The organism is Halomonas sp. CKK8, from assembly GCF_029625235.1.
Classification (GTDB): Bacteria; Pseudomonadota; Gammaproteobacteria; order Pseudomonadales; family Halomonadaceae; genus Halomonas; species Halomonas ventosae.
This window is the reverse complement of sequence record NZ_CP121193.1, coordinates 3,273,654-3,291,190: the sequence shown is the minus strand read 5'-3', so window position 1 is coordinate 3,291,190 and position 17,537 is coordinate 3,273,654. Positions and strand designations below refer to the sequence as shown.

The 17,537-nt window shown below is 70.2% G+C and carries 16 protein-coding genes; 14 read left to right on the top strand and 2 right to left on the bottom strand.

The genetic code is table 11. The features are described 5' to 3' along the window. Positions 1 to 3 precede the first annotated feature (3 nt). On the top strand, positions 4 to 1,329 hold the full coding sequence (locus tag P8934_RS15520; RefSeq protein ID WP_278031841.1) for a sodium ion-translocating decarboxylase subunit beta: 1,326 nt from the start codon (positions 4 to 6) through the stop codon (positions 1,327 to 1,329). Positions 1,330 to 1,361: 32 nt separating this feature from the next. On the opposite strand, the gene P8934_RS15515 is transcribed toward P8934_RS15520, so the two are convergent. Continuing rightward, positions 1,362 to 2,006: a YigZ family protein gene (locus P8934_RS15515; protein ID WP_278031840.1), complete on the bottom strand. Its 645-nt coding sequence runs from the start codon at positions 2,004 to 2,006 to the stop codon at positions 1,362 to 1,364. After that, a complete protein-coding gene (gene lexA, locus P8934_RS15510; RefSeq protein ID WP_133635713.1) occupies positions 2,006 to 2,476 on the bottom strand; it encodes a transcriptional repressor LexA in 471 nt (156 codons plus the stop codon). Before lexA ends, P8934_RS15515 begins: the two co-directional genes overlap by 1 nt. 205 nt (positions 2,477 to 2,681) lie before the next feature. Here lexA and ccmA point away from each other — a divergent pair, with 205 nt between their 5' ends. From ccmA to P8934_RS15445, 13 genes are all read left to right on the top strand, one after another. Then, positions 2,682 to 3,326: a cytochrome c biogenesis heme-transporting ATPase CcmA gene (ccmA, locus tag P8934_RS15505; RefSeq protein ID WP_278031839.1), complete on the top strand. Its 645-nt coding sequence runs from the start codon at positions 2,682 to 2,684 to the stop codon at positions 3,324 to 3,326. 28 nt (positions 3,327 to 3,354) lie between these two features. Further along, a complete protein-coding gene (ccmB, locus tag P8934_RS15500) occupies positions 3,355 to 4,056 on the top strand; it encodes a heme exporter protein CcmB (RefSeq protein ID WP_106230490.1) in 702 nt (233 codons plus the stop codon). Positions 4,057 to 4,070: 14 nt separating this feature from the next. Continuing rightward, positions 4,071 to 4,811 (top strand): heme ABC transporter permease, encoded by a 741-nt coding sequence (locus P8934_RS15495; RefSeq protein WP_278031838.1) that lies wholly within the window; start codon positions 4,071 to 4,073, stop codon positions 4,809 to 4,811. Then, positions 4,811 to 5,047 (top strand): heme exporter protein CcmD, encoded by a 237-nt coding sequence (gene ccmD / locus P8934_RS15490; RefSeq protein WP_278031837.1) that lies wholly within the window; start codon positions 4,811 to 4,813, stop codon positions 5,045 to 5,047. The genes P8934_RS15495 and ccmD overlap by 1 nt, the downstream gene beginning before the upstream one ends. Further along, entirely contained in the window at positions 5,037 to 5,543 is a 507-nt protein-coding gene (gene ccmE, locus P8934_RS15485) for a cytochrome c maturation protein CcmE (protein WP_133635717.1), read from the top strand. The genes ccmD and ccmE overlap by 11 nt, the downstream gene beginning before the upstream one ends. 12 nt (positions 5,544 to 5,555) lie before the next feature. Then, complete coding sequence (locus P8934_RS15480) at positions 5,556 to 7,559, top strand: heme lyase CcmF/NrfE family subunit (protein ID WP_278031836.1); 2,004 nt, start codon at positions 5,556 to 5,558, stop codon at positions 7,557 to 7,559. Beyond that, positions 7,556 to 8,083, top strand: coding sequence for a DsbE family thiol:disulfide interchange protein (locus P8934_RS15475; protein WP_278031835.1), 528 nt, complete (start codon positions 7,556 to 7,558; stop codon positions 8,081 to 8,083). The genes P8934_RS15480 and P8934_RS15475 overlap by 4 nt, the downstream gene beginning before the upstream one ends. After that, on the top strand, positions 8,074 to 8,541 hold the full coding sequence (locus P8934_RS15470) for a cytochrome c-type biogenesis protein (protein ID WP_278031834.1): 468 nt from the start codon (positions 8,074 to 8,076) through the stop codon (positions 8,539 to 8,541). Before P8934_RS15475 ends, P8934_RS15470 begins: the two co-directional genes overlap by 10 nt. Continuing rightward, entirely contained in the window at positions 8,538 to 9,782 is a 1,245-nt protein-coding gene (ccmI, locus tag P8934_RS15465; protein ID WP_278031833.1) for a c-type cytochrome biogenesis protein CcmI, read from the top strand. The genes P8934_RS15470 and ccmI overlap by 4 nt, the downstream gene beginning before the upstream one ends. A gap of 4 nt (positions 9,783 to 9,786) precedes the next feature. Then, complete coding sequence (smc, locus tag P8934_RS15460) at positions 9,787 to 13,281, top strand: chromosome segregation protein SMC (RefSeq protein WP_278031832.1); 3,495 nt, start codon at positions 9,787 to 9,789, stop codon at positions 13,279 to 13,281. Positions 13,282 to 13,506: 225 nt separating this feature from the next. Continuing rightward, entirely contained in the window at positions 13,507 to 15,060 is a 1,554-nt protein-coding gene (gene zipA / locus P8934_RS15455) for a cell division protein ZipA (protein WP_278031831.1), read from the top strand. A 124-nt stretch (positions 15,061 to 15,184) separates the two neighbouring features. Next, positions 15,185 to 17,230 carry an NAD-dependent DNA ligase LigA gene (gene ligA, locus P8934_RS15450; RefSeq protein ID WP_278031830.1) on the top strand — a complete coding sequence of 682 codons (2,046 nt, stop codon included), beginning with the start codon at positions 15,185 to 15,187 and terminating at the stop codon, positions 17,228 to 17,230. Further along, a complete protein-coding gene (locus P8934_RS15445) occupies positions 17,227 to 17,499 on the top strand; it encodes a YheU family protein (RefSeq protein WP_133635725.1) in 273 nt (90 codons plus the stop codon). Before ligA ends, P8934_RS15445 begins: the two co-directional genes overlap by 4 nt. Positions 17,500 to 17,537 lie beyond the last annotated feature (38 nt).

Genomic DNA, 17,537 nt, shown 5'->3' with positions numbered 1-17,537 from the left:
CCCATGACGGAGAAGATACTGACGCTCTGGTACGGCTCGGGGCTCTACAACCTGAGCCTCGGCCAGGCGGTCATGGTGCTGGTGGGGCTGGGATTGCTCTACCTGGCCATCGCCAAGAAGTTCGAGCCGCTGCTGCTGGTGCCGATCGGCTTCGGCGGCATCCTGGCCAACATCCCCGAGGCGGGTCTGGCCCTGTCCGCCGCCGAGCAGGCGGCGCACCTGGCGCGGCCGGCGCTGCTCGAGCAGATGGCCGCGACGCTGCAACTGGGCCTCGACCCGGCCGCCGGCATCGAGGCCTGGCGCCACACCCTGACCGAGGCCCTGCATGGCGACCTCTCGCCGGCGCTGCTGCGCTCCGCCAACGACGTGGCCATGGACGCCGGCTTCGCCCACGGCATGCTCTACCAGTTCTACAGCGTGGCGATCGCCTCGGGCATCGCCCCGCTGGTGATCTTCATGGGCGTGGGGGCGATGACCGACTTCGGTCCGCTGCTGGCCAATCCCCGCACTCTCTTCCTGGGGGCAGCGGCGCAGTTCGGCATCTTCGCCACCCTGCTCGGTGCGGTGGGCATGTCGGCCATGGGCTGGATGGACTTCTCGCTCAACCAGGCCGCCGCCATCGGCATCATCGGCGGCGCCGACGGCCCCACCTCGATCTACGTGTCGAGCATCCTGGCCCCGGAGCTGCTGGGTGCCATCGCCGTGGCCTCCTACTCCTACATGGCGCTGGTGCCGCTGATCCAGCCGCCGATCATGAAGGCGCTGACCTCGAAGCGGGAGCGCGAGATCGTCATGACCCAGCTGCGGCCGGTGTCGAAGCTCGAGAAGATCGTCTTTCCGCTCAGCCTGCTGATCCTGGTGGTGCTCTTCCTGCCGGATGCGGCGCCGCTGCTGGGGATGTTCTGCTTCGGCAACCTGATGCGCGAGTGCGGGGTGGTGGAACGGCTCTCCGACACCGCCCAGAACGCGCTGATCAACATCGTGACCATCTTCCTCGGCCTCTCGGTGGGCTCCAAGCTGATGGCCGACCGCTTCCTGGCCCTGGAGACCCTGGGGATCCTGGCGCTGGGCATGGTGGCCTTCGCCATCGGCACCGCCTGCGGGATCCTGATGGCCAAGCTGATGAACACCGTGAGCCGCATGCCGATCAACCCGCTGATCGGCTCGGCGGGGGTCTCGGCGGTGCCCATGGCCGCAAGGGTCTCCAACAAGGTGGGGCTGGAGTCCAATCCCCACAACTTCCTGCTGATGCACGCCATGGGGCCCAACGTGGCCGGGGTGATCGGCTCGGCGGTGGCCGCCGGGGTGATGATCAAGTACCTGGGGTGATCGGCAGCCCACCAACGACCTGCAACGGCGCCTCAGGGCGCCGTTCGTCGTGATGGGGAGCCATCGTCCAGCATTGTGAGCCGGCCCCGCAGGCGGGTCTCGAGGGCGCTGAGGTCGGCGGGCGCGTCGCTGGGCCAGCCCACCGTGAGCACCACCCCGTCGGCGCCGTAGTCGGCCTGCGCGACCGGCACCTCCTGCCCGGCCAGCCAGGCGCGGGCCTCGGCCTCGCCGGCGAAGTCGACCCGCAGGCGCAGCGGGGTGCGCTCGACCATCGTGCGGCGCGGCAGGGCCTCCAGGCCTTCGGCGACGGCGCGGGAGTAGGCGCGCGCCAGGCCGCCGGTGCCGAGCTTGGTGCCGCCGAAGTAGCGGGTGACCACGCAGCCCACCTGGCCGAGGCCGTCGCCCTCCAGCACCTGGAACATGGGGCGCCCGGCGGTGCCGCCGGGCTCGCCGTCGTCGGAGAAGCCGATGGCGGTCTGCTCGCCGGGCGGGCCGGCGATGAAGGCGCTGCAGTGGTGGCTGGCGCCGGGGTGGGTGCGGCGCGCCTCGGCCAGCAACGCCTCGAAGGCGGCGCTGTCCGGCGCATGGCAGAGCCAGGTGATGAAGCGGCTCTTCTCCACCTCCAGTTCGCTCTCCTGCCAGCGTCCGGCGGGGACATCGGGGACGTCATAGCGCATCAGGCAGCCAGCTCCGCCTGGCGCACCACGCCCATCACCAGGCCGATCACCTGGATATCGTCGTTGCGCAGGTAGATGGGCGCCATGCGCTCGTTGGCCGGCTGCAGGCGCACGCCGGACTTCTCGATGTAGAGCTTCTTCAGGGTGACCTCCTGGTCGTTGATCATCACCACCGCGGTCTCGCCGTTCTCGGCGCTCTCGCGGCGCTCGATGATGATCACATCCCCGTCGAAGATGTTGCAATCGACCATGGAGTCGCCGCGCACCCGCAGGGCATAGGTATTGCGGCGCACCATCCGCGTGGGCACCTGGATGCTGCCGGCCTCGGGACAGGCCTCGATGGGCATGCCCGCCGAGACGCGACCGAGCAGCGGGATCTCGGTCAGGTCGTCCGCTTCGATGGCCGCCCAGGACCGGGCCAGCGGGAGGTTGGGGCGGCGTTCCAGGTACTGCGGTGTGACGTTGGGCATGCGATGTCTCCCCTGTCGTCGAGACCTGTCGATACATACAGTGTTTCACGAGCATAGCAGCGGGTCCGGATCTGGCAAGGGCTGGCGGTCCACGCAAGGCTTGACCCAGGGCAAGTGCGACCGGCTGACGCAGACGGCGCGACTGGTAGCCAGGGCCCTTTCCGTGTAGAGTTCCGGGCGAAATTACCCATGCCGGGAGAGTGCCTTGAGCCTGCGTCTGCAAGCCCGAAAGCTGGCCTGTGAGCGGGACGATCGCTGGCTGTTCCGGGACCTTGACCTGGACATCCATGCCGGCGAGATCGTGCGTGTGGAGGGTCCCAACGGCAGTGGCAAGACCACCCTGCTGAAGATCCTTTCCGGGCAGCTGGCCGACTTCCAGGGCGAGCTCTACTGGAACGACCATCCCATGCGGCGCACGCGCCAGAACTTCCTGGCCAACCTGCTCTACCTGGGCCATGCGCCGGGGGTCAAGGCGGCGCTGACGCCGCTGGAGAACCTGGCCTGGTACCAGGCCCTGGCGGGCGAGCCCGACGACGAGGCCGCGCGCTTCAAGGCCCTGGCGGCGGTGGGGCTCGCCGGCTTCGAGGACCTGCCCGCCGGCCAGCTCTCCGCCGGCCAGCAGCGCCGGGTGGCCCTGGCCCGGCTGGAGCTGATCCCGCGTCCGCTCTGGGTGCTCGACGAGCCCTTCACCGCCATCGACCGCGACGGCGTGGCGGCCCTCGAGGGCCGCCTGGCGGCCCATGCCCGGCGCGGCGGTTGCGTGCTGGTCACCACCCACCACGAGCTGGCCGATTCTCCGGCGCTGCGGCGCATCCGGCTGGGGCAGGGGGGTGACGATGCCGCACTCTGAGTCACGCCTGGCGCAGGAGCCGGGTGACATGCCGCTGTTCCGGGAACCCGAGGGCGGCGCCGGGGTCGCAATCCGAGCGACGCTGAAGCGTGACCTGGTGCTGATGATGCGCCGGCGCAGCGAGGTGCTCAACCCGCTGGTGTTCTTCGCCCTGGTGATCACCCTGTTCCCGATCGGCATTTCGCCGGACCCGGAGCTGCTGGCGACCATCGCCCCGGGCCTGCTGTGGGTCGCGGCGCTGCTCGCGGCGCTGCTCTCCCTGGACAGCCTGTTTCGCAGCGACTACGACGACGGCTCCCTGGAGCAACTGCTGCTCTCGCCCCAGCCGCTGCCGGCGCTGGCGCTGGCCAAGGTGGCGGTGCACTGGCTGCTCACCGGCCTGCCGCTGGCGCTGATGGCGCCGCTGCTGGGCATCATGCTGTCGCTGCCAGCGGGCAGCTATGCGGTGCTGGCACTGTCGCTGGCGCTGGGCAGTGCCAGCCTGAGCCTGATCGGTGCCATCGGGGCGGCGCTGACGGTGGGGCTCGCGCGGGGTGGCGTGCTGCTCTCGCTGCTGGTGCTGCCCCTCTACATCCCGGTGCTGATCTTCGGCGCCGGGGCCGTGCAGGCGGCGATCCTCGGCGATGGCGTCTCCGCGCACCTGGCCATCCTCGGTGCGCTCCTGGCAGTGGCGCTGAGCCTCGCCCCCTGGGCGATCGCGGCGTCACTGCGCATCAGTATCAACGGTTGAGGACAACAATCGGCATGTGGGCCTTCATACACAAGCTCGGCTCCCCCAAGTGGTTCTACGCCATCAGCGCGCGCCTGCAGCCCTGGTTCTGGGTTGCGGCGGCGGTGCTGATCCTGGTCGGCAGCGCCTGGGGGCTGGCCTTCGCCCCGGCGGACTACCAGCAGGGCAACAGCTTCCGCATCATCTACGTGCACGTGCCGGCGGCCTTCCTGGCCCAGTCGATCTTTGTCAGCATGGCGGTGGCCGGCTTCATCTATATGGTCTGGAAGATCAAGATCGCCGACATGGCGGCAGCGATGATGGCCCCGCTGGGCGCCGCCATGACCTTCGTGGCGCTGTTCTCCGGCGCGGTGTGGGGCGTGCCGACCTGGGGCACCTGGTGGATGTGGGACGCGCGCCTCACCTCGATGCTTATCCTGCTGTTCCTCTACTTCGGCGTCATTGCCCTGCGTGGCGCCTTCTCCAGCCGCGACAGCGCCTCCCGGGCCGCCTCGGTGCTGGCCATGGTCGGGGTGATCAACATCCCCATCATCAAGTACTCGGTGGACTGGTGGTACACCCTGCACCAGCCGGCCACCTTCAGCGTCACCTCGCGTCCGGCCATGCCGATGGAGATGTGGGCCCCGCTGCTGATCATGGTGCTGGGTTTCTACAGCTTCTTCATCGCGGTGACCCTGATGCGCACCCGCAGCGAGATCCTGCGTCGTGAGGCGAGCAAGCGCTGGGTGCGCGAACTGGCCGGGGAGGTGAGCTGATGGCATTCGATTCCCTGTCGGCCTTCCTGGCCATGGGCGGCCATGGCGTCTACGTCTGGGCGGCCTGGGGCGTCACCGGGCTGCTGCTGGTGGGCGTGGTGCTCCATGCCCGAGCCGAGCGTCGCGCGCTGCTGCGCGACCTGCGTCGCCGGGCGCGTCGCGCGCAGCACCACGGCGCCTCGGGCGCCGCCGCGACACCGGTTTCACATCAAGAGGGCCATGCCCGTGAGAGCTAAACGCAAGCAGAAGCTGTTCGTGATCCTGGGGCTGGTCTCGCTGGCCGCCATCGCCGTGGGTCTGACCCTCTACGCCCTGCGCAGCAACATCAACCTCTTCTTCAGCCCGGTGCAGATCGCCGCCGGGGATGCCCCCCTGGAGCGCCAGATCCGTGCCGGCGGCATGGTCAAGGAGGGCTCGGTGGATCGCGACAAGGAGAGCCTCGAGGTGACCTTCACCGTCACCGACTATGTCGACGACCTCGAGGTGCGCTACAGCGGCATCCTGCCCGACCTCTTCCGTGAGGGGCAGGGCGTGGTGGTGGTCGGCCAGCTCCAGCAGGGCGGCTGGCTGCGGGCCGACCAGGTGCTGGCGCGTCACGACGAGAACTACATGCCCCCCGAAGTGGCCCAGGCGCTGGAGGAGGCCGGCTACTCGCCGGAGGACTACCAGGCCAAGGCGGCCGAGGTGGGCAAGCGACTGGACGCCCAGGGCGACGGCGCCAGCCAGAACTGATCCGGAGTGCCCATGCAGACCCTGATGATCCCCGAAATCGGCCACTACGCCCTGATCATTGCGCTGCTGATGGCGCTGGTCCAGGGGGTGATGCCGCTCGCTGGGGCGGCCACCCGCCGCCCGCTGTGGATGGCCTACGCGCGTCCCATGGCCACCGGCCAGTTCCTCTTCCTGGCCATCGCCTACGCTTGCCTGACCGCCAGCTACCTGCTGGACGACTTCAGCGTGGCCAACGTGGCCAACAACTCCAACTCGATGCTGCCCTGGTACTACAAGGCCAGCGCCGTATGGGGCAACCACGAGGGGTCGGTGCTGCTGTGGAGCTTGATCCTGGCCGCCTGGGGCTTCGCGGTCAGCCGCTTCTCGCGGGAGCTGCCCCGCGACATGCTGGCCCGGGTGATGGGGGTGATGGGGCTGGTCAGCGTCGGCTTCCTGGCCTTCGTGCTGATCACCTCCAACCCCTTCGAGCGGCTGCTGCCCAACGTCCCCCAGGACGGCGCCGACCTCAACCCGCTGCTGCAGGACTTCGGCCTGATCGTCCACCCGCCGATGCTCTACATGGGCTACGTGGGCTTCTCGGTGGTCTTCGCCTTCGCCATCGCCGCCCTGCTGGGCGGACGCCTGGATGCGGCCTGGACCCGCTGGGCGCGGCCCTGGACCAATATCGCCTGGGCCTTCCTCACCGTGGGTATCGCCCTGGGCAGCTGGTGGGCCTATTACGAGCTGGGCTGGGGCGGCTGGTGGTTCTGGGACCCGGTCGAGAATGCCTCGCTGCTGCCCTGGTTGGCCGGCACGGCGCTGATCCACTCCCTGGCGGTGACCGAGAAGCGCGGCGCCTTCAAGAGCTGGACGGTGCTGCTGGCGATCACCACCTTCTCGCTGTCGCTGATGGGGACCTTCCTGGTGCGCTCTGGGGTGCTCACCTCGGTACATGCCTTCGCCAACGACCCCTCCCGCGGGCTCTTCATCCTGGTGCTGCTGGGCATCACTGTGGGGCTCTCGCTGCTGCTGTTCGCGCTGCGCGCCCCGCGCGTCAGCCACCAGGTGGGCTTCAGCTGGCTCTCCCGTGACGCCCTGCTGCTGATCAACAACATCCTGCTGGTGATCATGACCGTCACGGTACTGCTCGGAACGGTCTACCCGCTGCTGCTCGATGCCCTGAACCTGGGCAAGATCAGCGTGGGCCCCCCCTACTTCAATGCGCTCTTCGTGCCGCTGACGGTGATCCTCTGCCTGTTCATGGGGCTGGGCCCCCTGGCGCGCTGGAAGCATACCCCGGCCCGCGACCTCTTCCGGCGCAGCTGGCTCGCCGGCCTGGCGGCCCTGGTGATCGGCGCGGTCGCACCGCTGCTCTATCGCGGCGAGTGGAACCTCAAGGTGAGCCTGGGCGTGGTGGTCGCCCTGTGGATCGTGCTGCCCATGGCCCGCGACCTCTGGGCCAAGTCCCGCCACTCCGGCGGCCGCGTGGCCGGCCTCCGGCGCCTCTCGCTGGCCTACTGGGGCATGATCCTCGGCCACCTGGGCATCGCGGTGACCATCATCGGCGTCACCGTGGTCTCCAACTACGCCATCGAGCGCAACGTGCGCATGGGCGTGGGCGACAGCGTCGAGGTGGTCGGTTACACCTTCACCATGACCGAGCTCGCCAACCGCCGGGGGCCGAACTACCTGGCGGACGCCGCCGAGATCGACGTGCGCCGCGGCGACAGCCAGCGCAGCTTCACCATGACCCCCGAGAAGCGCCTCTACATCGCCCGCGGCATGCCGATGACCCAGGTCGCGCTGCGCCCGGGCCTGTTCCGTGACCTCTACGTGGCCATGGGCGAGGACCTGGAGGACGGCAGCTGGGCGATGCGCATCCAGTACAAGCCCTTCGTGCGCTGGTTGTGGCTCGGGGCGCTGCTGATGGCCGCCGGCGGGGTGCTGGCCGTGGCGGACCGCCGCTACCGGCGCACCGTGACGGCCCGCGACCCCGAGCGCGCCGTGGCCGCCGAGCCCCGGGAGGCCACCACATGAAGCGTCGCCTGCTGCTGCTGCTGCCGCTGGCCGGCTTCCTGGTGCTCGGCGCCTTCCTCTACATGGGACTGTCGATCAACCCCTTCGAGCGCGACTCGGCGCTGATGGCGAGGGAGTTCCCGGCCTTCGAGCTCACCACCCTCGAGGATCCCGAGCGGGTGGTGGATGCCTCGCTGCTCGAGGGCGAGGTCACCCTGGTCAACGTCTGGGGCGAGTGGTGCCCGACCTGCAAGCAGGAGATGCCGCAGCTGCTCGATCTCGCCGAGCGCGGCGTGCGCCTGGTGGGAGTCGACTACAAGGACACCCGGGAGAAGGGGCGCGAGTTCCTCACCGCGTTCGGCAACCCCTTCGAGGTCAACATCTTCGACCCCGAGGGCAGCCTGGGCTTCGACCTGGGCGTCTACGGCGCCCCGGAGACCTTCCTGGTCGACCGCGAGGGCATCATCCGCTATCACCATACCGGCTACATCCGGCCGGAGGACGTGCGCGAGACGATACTGCCGGAGGTGGAAAGATGGCGCTGATCACCCGACTGCTGCTGTGTGCCCTGCTGCTGTGGCCTGCCCTGGGCCAGGCAGCGGTGGAGGTGCGCGAGTTCGACGACCCGGTCACCGAGCAGCGCTACCGCGACCTCACCGCGACCCTGCGCTGCCCCAAGTGCGAGAACCAGGCCATCGACGACTCCGACTCGCCCATCGCCGGCGACATGCGTGAGCGGGTCTATCTCCAGCTCCAGGATGGCCGTTCCGACAAGGAGATCCTCGACTTCATGGTCAACCGCTTCGGTGACTATGTGCTCTACAACCCGCGTCTCGAGGGCCGCACCCTGCTGCTGTGGGGGCTTCCCGCCGGCCTGGTGCTGCTGGGCGCCCTGGTAGTGGTGCTCATGGTGCGCGCCCGTCGGCGCACCTCGGCCTGCGACCTGAGCGCCGAGGAGCGGGCGCGACTGGATGCCCTGATCAAACGCGAGAGGACCGAATGACCCTGCTATGGATCGCCCTTGCCGTCCTGCTGCTGCCGGCCCTGTGGCTGCTGGTGGCTCCCCTGCGGCGTGCCGCCGCCGTGAGTGCCGCCCAGCGCGACTATGAGGCCAATGACCGCACGACCGACCAGAACCTGGCCATCTACCGCCGTCGGCTGGCCTCGCTGGAGGCGGCCCGGGAGCGGGGCGACATCGATCAGTCGCGCTTCGAGGAGGACCGCCTGGAGCTCGAGCGAAGCCTGCTCGAGGATACCGAGCGCCTGGAGCGCGCGCCGCTGAAGCCGGCCGCGTCCGGCAAGCTGGCGGTGCCGGTGGTGATGGTGGCCGTGGTGCTGGCCAGCCTCGCCTGGTACCTCCAGGAGGGGGCGGAGGGCGACCTCACCCTCTACACGGTCCAGCAGCAGGTGATGAACGACCCCGAGGCCTCGCTGCCGATGCTGATCGAGCGGCTCGAGGGGCAGGCCGCCCGCCAGCCCGACAACCCCAACGTCTGGCGGGCACTGTTCCCGCTCTACCGGGACAGCGGACGCATCGCCGAGGCCACCCGCGCCCTGGAGCGACTGGTCGAGCTCGAGGGGCGCCAGCCCTGGCTGCTGGCCGAGCTGGCCCAGATCCGCTACTTTGCCGCCGGCCGCGAGATGACCGACGAGGTCCAGGCGCTGGTCGACGAGGTGCTGGAGAGCGAGCCCGCCCAGCCCACGGTGCTCGGCATGCTCGGTATCGATGCCTTCGATAGCGGCGACTTCGAGACCGCCATCGACCGGTGGCGCCGGGCCATCGCCGGCATGGATGACCCCGACACCGCCGACGCCCTGCGCCAGGGCATCCGCGTCGCCCAACAGCGCCTGGGGATCGCCCCGGAGGAGGCCGAGCAGGCCGTCGCCGAGGGGCCCGGCATCGCCGTCCGGGTTCGCCTGGCGGATGACCTCGCCGGCCGGCTCGACGATGGCGCCACCGTCTTCGTGGTGGCCCGCGACCTCGAGGGGGAGCTGCCGCCGCTGGCCGTGGCCCGGGCCCGGCTGGACGAGCTCCCGCTGACGGTGGTGCTCGACGACTCTCGCTCCATGTCTCCCCAGGCGCGGATCTCCCAGGTGGACCAGGCGCGGCTGATGGTGCGTGTCTCGGAGAGCGGCCAGGCCACGCCCCAGCCCGGCGACCTGCTCGGTACCCTCGAGGGGGTGACGGTGGGGGAGACCGATGGCGAGCCCGTCGAGGTGGTGATCGACCGGGTCGTCGAGTAAGCCCATGCGCCTGAAGTCGATCCGCCTGGTGGGGTTCAAGTCCTTCGTCGACCCGGTCAGCGTGCCCTTCGACGGCAACATGACCGCCATCGTGGGGCCCAACGGCTGCGGCAAGTCCAACATCATCGACGCGGTGCGCTGGGTGATGGGCGAGTCGTCGGCCAAGACCCTGCGCGGCGAGTCGATGACCGACGTCATCTTCAACGGCTCCACCGGCCGCAAGCCGGTGGGCCTCGCCTCCATCGAGCTGCTCTTCGACAACCGTGACGGCGCCATGGGCGGCGCCTATGCCCAGTACGCCGAGATCGCCGTCAAGCGCCAGGTCACCCGCGACGCCCAGTCCAGCTACTTCTTCAACGGCCAGAAGTGCCGTCGCCGCGACATCGCCGACCTCTTCCTGGGCACCGGCCTGGGGCCGCGTTCCTATGCCATCATCGGCCAGGGCATGATCTCGCGGCTGATCGAGGCCCGCCCCGAGGAGCTGCGCGCGACCCTCGAGGAGGCCGCCGGCATCTCCAAGTACAAGGAGCGTCGCCGCGAGACCGAGAACCGCATGCGGCGCACCCAGGAGAACCTGGAGCGCCTGGAGGACATCCGCGAGGAGCTCGACAAGCAGCTCGAGCGGCTCAAGCGCCAGGCCGAGGCGGCGCGTCGCTACCAGACCCTCAAGCAGGAGGAGCACCGTCTCAAGGGCGAGCTGGCGCTGCTGCGGGGGCGCGCCCTGCGCGCCAGCCAGACCGAGGAGGAGACCCGCGTCCGCGAGCTGGAGACCGCCGTGGAGCGCGAGGTGCTGGGCATGCGCCAGGCCGAGAGCCGCCTGGAGGAGGCCCGTGCCGAGCATGACCGCCTGGCCACCGAGCTCGACGGCCGGCAGTCGCGCTTCTACGAGACTACCACCGCCATCGCCCGCCTGGAGCAGGACCTTGAGCACACCCGCGCCCGGGACCAGCAGCTGGCCCGCGACCTCGAGGCCGCCCGAGGCGAGCTCGCCGAGCTTGCCCGCCTCGGCGACGACGACGGCGAACGCCTGGCTCGCCTGGACGAGCGCCTCGAGACCCTGGGGCCGGAGCAGGAGGAGGTGGCCGAGCAGCTCGCCGAGCTGGAGGCCGCCCTGGAGGAGGCCGAGCCCCGGACCGAGGAGGCCGACGCCGCCTGGGAGAGCTTCGGCGAGCGCTGGCAGGCACAGAGCCGCGAGGCGGAGCGCGCCCAGGACCGGCTTCGCGACCTGGAGAGTCGGCTCGAGCAGCTGGCCACCGACGAGCGCCGCCGTCGCCAGCAGCACGAGGAGCTGCCCGATATCGCCGGCCTGGGTGAGCAGCGCCGTGAGCTGGCCGAACGTCATGCCGAGCTCGAGGAACGCCTGGCCGAGCTCGAGGCGCAGCGCGGCGAGCACCAGGCCAGCCGCGACGGCGCCCGGGAGCAGGTGCGGGAGGCCGAGGCGGCCCGCGAGGCCGACCGCCAGCGGCGCAGCACCCTGCAGGGCGAGCTGGCCTCCCTGGAGGCGCTGATCCAGGCGGCCCTGGCCGACCACGACGAGGCGCTGGATGCCCACCTGGCCGCGCATGGCCTGGCACAGCAGCCCCGCCTCGGCGAGGCCCTCGAAGTCGAACCCGGCTGGGAGGAGGCGGTCTCCTGGGTGCTGGCACCCTGGCTGCGGGCGCGACTGGTGTCGCTGCCCGGGGCCCGCGAGGCCCTGGCCACGCCGCCGGACGCCGAGCTCGGCCTGCTCGAGGCCGAGGCGTCGCCTGCCCCGGCCGACAGCCTGGCGGCCCGGGTGCGCGGCGCCGGTGCGGCCGGCCAGTGGCTGGCCGGCATCCGCTGCGTCGCCGACCGCGAGGCGGCCTGGTCGGGCCGCGAGAGCCTGGCAGCCGGCGAGAGCCTGATCACCCCCGACGGTCTCTGGCTGGGACGTGGCTGGGTGCGCCACCGTGGCGCCGGCAACGGCCCGGATGCCCTGCTGGTCAGTCGGCGCCGCGAGGCGGAGGTGCGCGAGGCGCTGGCTGAGGTGGAGGCCCGCCTCGCCGACCAGGACCGCCACCTCGAGGTGGCTGCGGCCAAGGTCGAGCAGGCCGAGGCGGACCTGGAGCGGGCACGACTCGAGGAGCGCGAGCTCGAGCAGCAGCGCCAACAGCTGGCGGTGCAAGAGAGCGGGCTGGCCAGCCGGCTCGAGCACCTGGAGGGGCGCGCCGCCGAACTTGCCGAGGAGCTCGAGGGCATGGCCGAGTCCCGCGAGGAGGCCCTGCTGGCCCTGGAGGAGTCACGCGAGCAGTGGCAGGCGGCGATGGCGCGGCTGGAGGAGGGGGCCGAGACCCGCGAGAGGCTCGAGCGGGAACGCCGCGAGGCCCGCGAGGCGCTGGCCGCGCTGCGGGCACGCCAGCGCCCCCTGGCCGAGCAGGTCCAGCGCCTGGCCCTGGAGCAGGAGCGCACCGCCACCGAACGCACCGGGCTGGCCGAGCAGCTGGGCCGGGCCGGCGAGTCGCGGGAGCGCCTCGAGTTGCGCTGTGCCGAGCTCGAGGAGGCGCGCGAGGGGCTCCATGAGCCCGACGAGGAGCGTCGCGAGCGGCTCGACGAGTTGCTGGAGCGCCGCGAGCGCGAGGAGCGGGTGCTCAACGAGACCCGTGCCCGGGCCGCCGAGCTGGTCGAACGGCTGCGCGAGGACGAACAGGCCCGCCAGGGCCACGAGCGCAGCCTCGAGGGCATCCGCGAGCGCCTCCAGGAGTCGCGCATGCAGGTCCAGGCGCTCTCCCTCAAGGCCGAGGCCCAGGACGAGCAGCTCGCCGAGCTGAACCACGACGCCGCGAGCCTGTCCGATTCCCTTGACCCCAACGCCACCGAGTCCGCCTGGCAGGCCCGGCTGGAGGAGGTCGGCGAGCGCGTCCGCCGGCTGGGGGCCATCAACCTGGCGGCCATCGAGGAGTACGACCAGCAGGCCGAGCGGCGCGACTATTTGGAGGCCCAGCATGCCGAGCTCTCCGAGGCACTGGAGACTCTGGACCGGGCCATCCGGCGTATCGACCAGGAAACCCGGACGCGATTTCGCGATACCTTCGAGCGAGTCAATGCCGGCCTGCAGGCACTTTTCCCGCGGGTATTCGGCGGGGGAACCGCGTGGTTGACCCTGACCGGCGAGGATTTGCTGGAAACCGGGGTGGCCATCATGGCGCGCCCCCCCGGCAAGAAGAACAGCACCATTCATCTTCTGTCCGGTGGGGAAAAGGCCCTCACCGCCCTGTCGATGGTATTTGCCATCTTCCAGCTCAATCCGGCGCCCTTCTGCATGCTCGACGAGGTGGATGCCCCGCTAGATGATGCCAATGTGGGACGCTACGCCAAGCTGGTGAAGGAGATGTCCGACACCGTCCAGTTCATCTACATCACCCACAACAAGATCGCCATGGAGGCATCGGAACGCCTGATGGGGGTGACCATGCAGGAGCCCGGGGTGTCACGCCTGGTATCGGTCGGCGTCGAGGAGGCCGCGGCCCTGGCCGAGGCCTGACGGGCTTGAACGTGAACGGCAAACGGGTTAACAAGGAAGACAATGTATACTGCAATGCACGGAAGCACGGGGAACCTGAAGGGCGATTGCGAAGGGCCCGGTCGGGTTGCGGCAGGAAAATGCCGGGCTTGACAAATAAAAAAGTGGCCCTTTTTTTGGCAATCGCGCTATGCTGTTGACGGACAACCATCAGGCATGGCGCCTTAGCAAAAGGCATGACGACCCATGGAACTAAGAGAGTGGCTGATCATACTAGGGCTGGCGCTGGTGACCCTCATCGTCATCGATGGTGTGCGTCGCCTGCAGCGTCAGCGTCGTGTTCCACGTCTCGACCAGGTCTCGGACCGTGACGAGCGTGGCCCCACGGGGAGCGACGAGGACCCTGAAGCCGCGGCCCGTGCGGCCGAAATCAACTGGGAGCTGCCCAACGGAGGGGCGCGGGTCGTCAGGCCGGCGGACGACCGGGGGGTACAACCCAAGCCCAAGCTGCAGCGCCAGGAGCATCCCGGTCCCTCGCGGGTGCTGGCGGAGTTCCGGCGCCATGCCGACGGCCCCGAGGCATCGGGCCCCCGGCCGGCCGGCGAGCGTGAGCCGAGCGTCGCCCGGCCTGCCGCCGAGTCGCGGGAGACCGTCCGGCCGCTGAGCCGTGAGCCCGAGCCCAGGGCACAGCGTGACTCCGCCCCCGAGCGCAGCGCCCAGGCGCCCGCCTCCCGGGGCCCGGTACCGGAGCCGGCGGATCAGGAGGCGGCGAGTCTCTACCCCGAAGCCGACGAGCGCCGCGAGCCAGGGCTCTCGAGCCTGGATGGCCTGGACGAGACGGCCATGGAGTCCGCCGCGTCGCGGGACACCCAGCCTCTGGCGGCCGACCCCGAGGATCACGACACCTACGCCGACGAGGAGCACTACCGCCTGGTGGACCTCGAGGGCATGGGCGACTCCCTCAAGAGCGGCTCGAAGCGGGTGGGTTCCTCCATGCAGCGCTTCGGGGCCTCCCTGCAGAAGAGTCTCGCCGAGCGGCGCGAGCACAAGCGCAGCGAGAAGGTTCGCCGCGAGCAGGAGCGCGCCGAGAAGGCCGCCGGCGAGGCGGCGCGTCGGCAGCGGGCCGAGGACGAGAAGGCCGTCCAGGAGGCCGAACGGCGTCGCCTGGAGGCGGAGGCGGTCGCCTCTGCCGATGACGACGACCCGCTCTTCACGCCCTCCCGCCAGCAGCAGGCACACGACGAGGAGGTACCGGTCGAGGCCGCAAGGGACGACGTGGTGCGCACCCACCCGGTGCTGGAACGGGCCCTGCGCCACGACGTCAACGCCGAGCATGCCCGCGAGACCCTGAGCCAGTCCGACGAGATCATCGTCATCAGCGTGATGGCACGGGACGAGGAGGGCTTCTCCGGTACGGCACTGCTCGACCTGATGCTGGCCTGCGGGCTGCGCTACGGGCGCGACATGGGCATCTTTCATCGCTTCGAGACGGAGGACCCGGAGAGCCGCCTGCAGTTCTCCATGGTCAACGTGGTCAAGCCGGGGACCTTCCCCATCGAGGCCATGGACGACTTCCGGACCCAGGGCATCACCCTGCTCATGCCGCTCCCGGGCGCCAGCGATACCGCGGCCGCCTTCGAGGCGATGGTCGAGACCGCCATGGTCATCGTCCGCCACCTCGGCGGCGAGCTGAAGGACGAGAACCAGAGCGTGATGACCGCCCAGACCGTGGAGTTCGCCCGCCAGCGGGTCCAGGAGTTCGAGCGACGCAATCGCCTCAACCGCTATCAGGTGAACTAGCGGCAAGCCTGAAGCTGGAAGCCGGACGACAACCCCCGTGAGCTGACCCCACGGGGGTTGTTGCTTTGGTAAGCTAGGCAACCATGCCGGCCTTGAGCCTTCACGCAACCAGACCACGGACGCCATGACCCAAGCCGACCCGCAGATCCTCGACGAGGTGGCGCGCCTGCGTGCCGAGCTCGACGACGCCAACTACCGCTACTATGTGCTCGATGAACCACGGCTCACCGACGCTGAGTACGACCGCCGCCTGCGCCGCCTGCAGGAGCTCGAGGAGGCCTATCCGGACCTGGTGACCCCCGACTCCCCGACCCAGCGGGTGGGGGCCGCGCCCGATTCCGGCTTCCCCGAGGTGCGGCATGCCGTCCCCATGCTCTCCCTGGACAACGCCTTCAGCGAGGAGGAGATCAAGGCCTTCGTCAGGCGCGTCGCCGACCGCCTGGAGGCCCATGGCGAGCCGCTGGCCTTCTGCTGCGAACCCAAGCTCGACGGGGCCGCCGTGTCGCTGGTCTTCGAGCGGGGCATGCTGGTCAGTGGTGCCACCCGCGGCGACGGCCGCACCGGCGAGGGCATCACCTCCAACCTGCGCACCCTGCGCTCCATCCCGCTGCGGCTGCGCGGCGACGACCCGCCCGCCCTGCTGGAGGTGCGCGGCGAGGTGATCATGAGCCATCGGGGCTTCGAGACACTGAACGAACGGGCCCGGGAGTCGGACGGCAAGGTGTTCGCCAACCCCCGCAACGCCGCTGCCGGCAGCCTGCGCCAGCTCGACCCCAGGATAACGGCGACGCGCCCGCTGGAGTTCAGTGCCTACCAGGTGGCGCGCATCGAGCCGGAGCCGGGCGACGCCAGCCACAGCCAGCTGATGGCCAGGCTCGGCGAGTATGGCTTTCGCACCAGCCAGGAGCTGGCGGTGGTCGAGGGGGCCGAAGGGATCATCGACTACTGCCGGCGGCTCGGCGAGAAGCGAGACGGCCTCGGCTACGACATCGACGGGGTGGTGATCAAGGTCGACGACCTGCGCCTGCAGCGCGAACTCGGCTTCGTGGCGCGCGCCCCGCGCTGGGCCATCGCCTTCAAGTTTCCCGCCCAGGAGGAGACCACCCGGCTCAACGACGTGGAGTTCCAGGTCGGCCGCACCGGGGCGATCACCCCGGTGGCCCGGCTCGAGCCGGTCTCCGTGGCCGGGGTCACCGTCTCCAATGCCACACTGCACAATGCCGACGAGATCGCCCGGCTCGGCGTGATGATCGGCGATACCGTGGCGATCCGCCGGGCCGGCGACGTCATTCCCCAGGTGGTGCGGGTGCTGGAGGAACGCCGTCCGGCCGATGCGCGGGCGATCGTCTTCCCCGAGCACTGCCCGGCCTGTGGTTCGGAGATCGAGCACCTGGAGGGCGAGGTGGTGGCGCGCTGCTCCGGGGGCCTCTACTGTCCCGCCCAGCGCAAGGAGGCCCTCAAGCACTTCGCCTCGCGCCGTGCCCTGGACATCGACGGCCTGGGCGAGAAGCTGATCGACCAGCTTGTCGAGCGTGACTGGGTCACCACCCCGGCGGACCTCTTCCGGCTCGAGGCCGAGCGCCTCGCCGAGCTGCCGCGCATGGGCAGGAAGTCCTCCGAGAACCTGGTGGCGGCACTCGAGAAGGCGAAGCAGACGACGCTTGCGCGCTTCGTCTATGCGCTCGGCATCCGCGAGGTGGGTGAGGCCACGGCCGCCAACCTGGCGCGCCACTTCGGCACCCTGAAGGCCCTGATGGCGGCCGACATCGAGGCGCTGGAGGCCGTGGAGGACGTGGGCCCCGTCGTCGCCGCCCACGTGCATACCTTCTTCCGCCAGCCCCACAACCGCGAGACCATCGACGACCTCATCGCCTGCGGGCTGAGCTGGGACGAGGAGGAGGTCGGCGAGCGCCCCCAGCCATTGGCTGGCCAGAGCTGGGTGCTCACCGGCACCCTGGAGAGCATGACCCGCGACGAGGGCAAGGCGCGACTCCAGGCCCTGGGGGCCAAGGTCGCCGGCAGCGTCTCCCGCAAGACCGCCTGCGTGGTGGCCGGCGAGGCCGCCGGCAGCAAGCTGCAGAAGGCCGAGCAGATGGGGGTCGAGGTCATCGACGAGGCCGCCTTCCTCGAACGGCTGGCCGCCTGGGAAGAGGGGGAGACCGACGCATGAACGGCGATCGCTTTATCGAGGTGCCCTACCGCATGCTGCCGGGCGAGACCCTGGACGCCCTGCTGGAGGCGTTCGTCACCCGCCAGGGCTACGACACCACCGACACCGGCGAGGGCATGCGCGGCTGGGTGGCCCAGCTCAAGGCGCAGCTCGAGCGCGGCGAGCTGCTGATCGCCCATGACCTCAGGACCGAGACCACCGAGGTGATGACCCTGGCCCAGTGGCGCGCCTTCGGTCGCGACCTGGCCGACGACGAGGAAGAGGGGTAGGACTTCCTCTAAGAGCCGTTTCCGACGCCTCTCGCTGA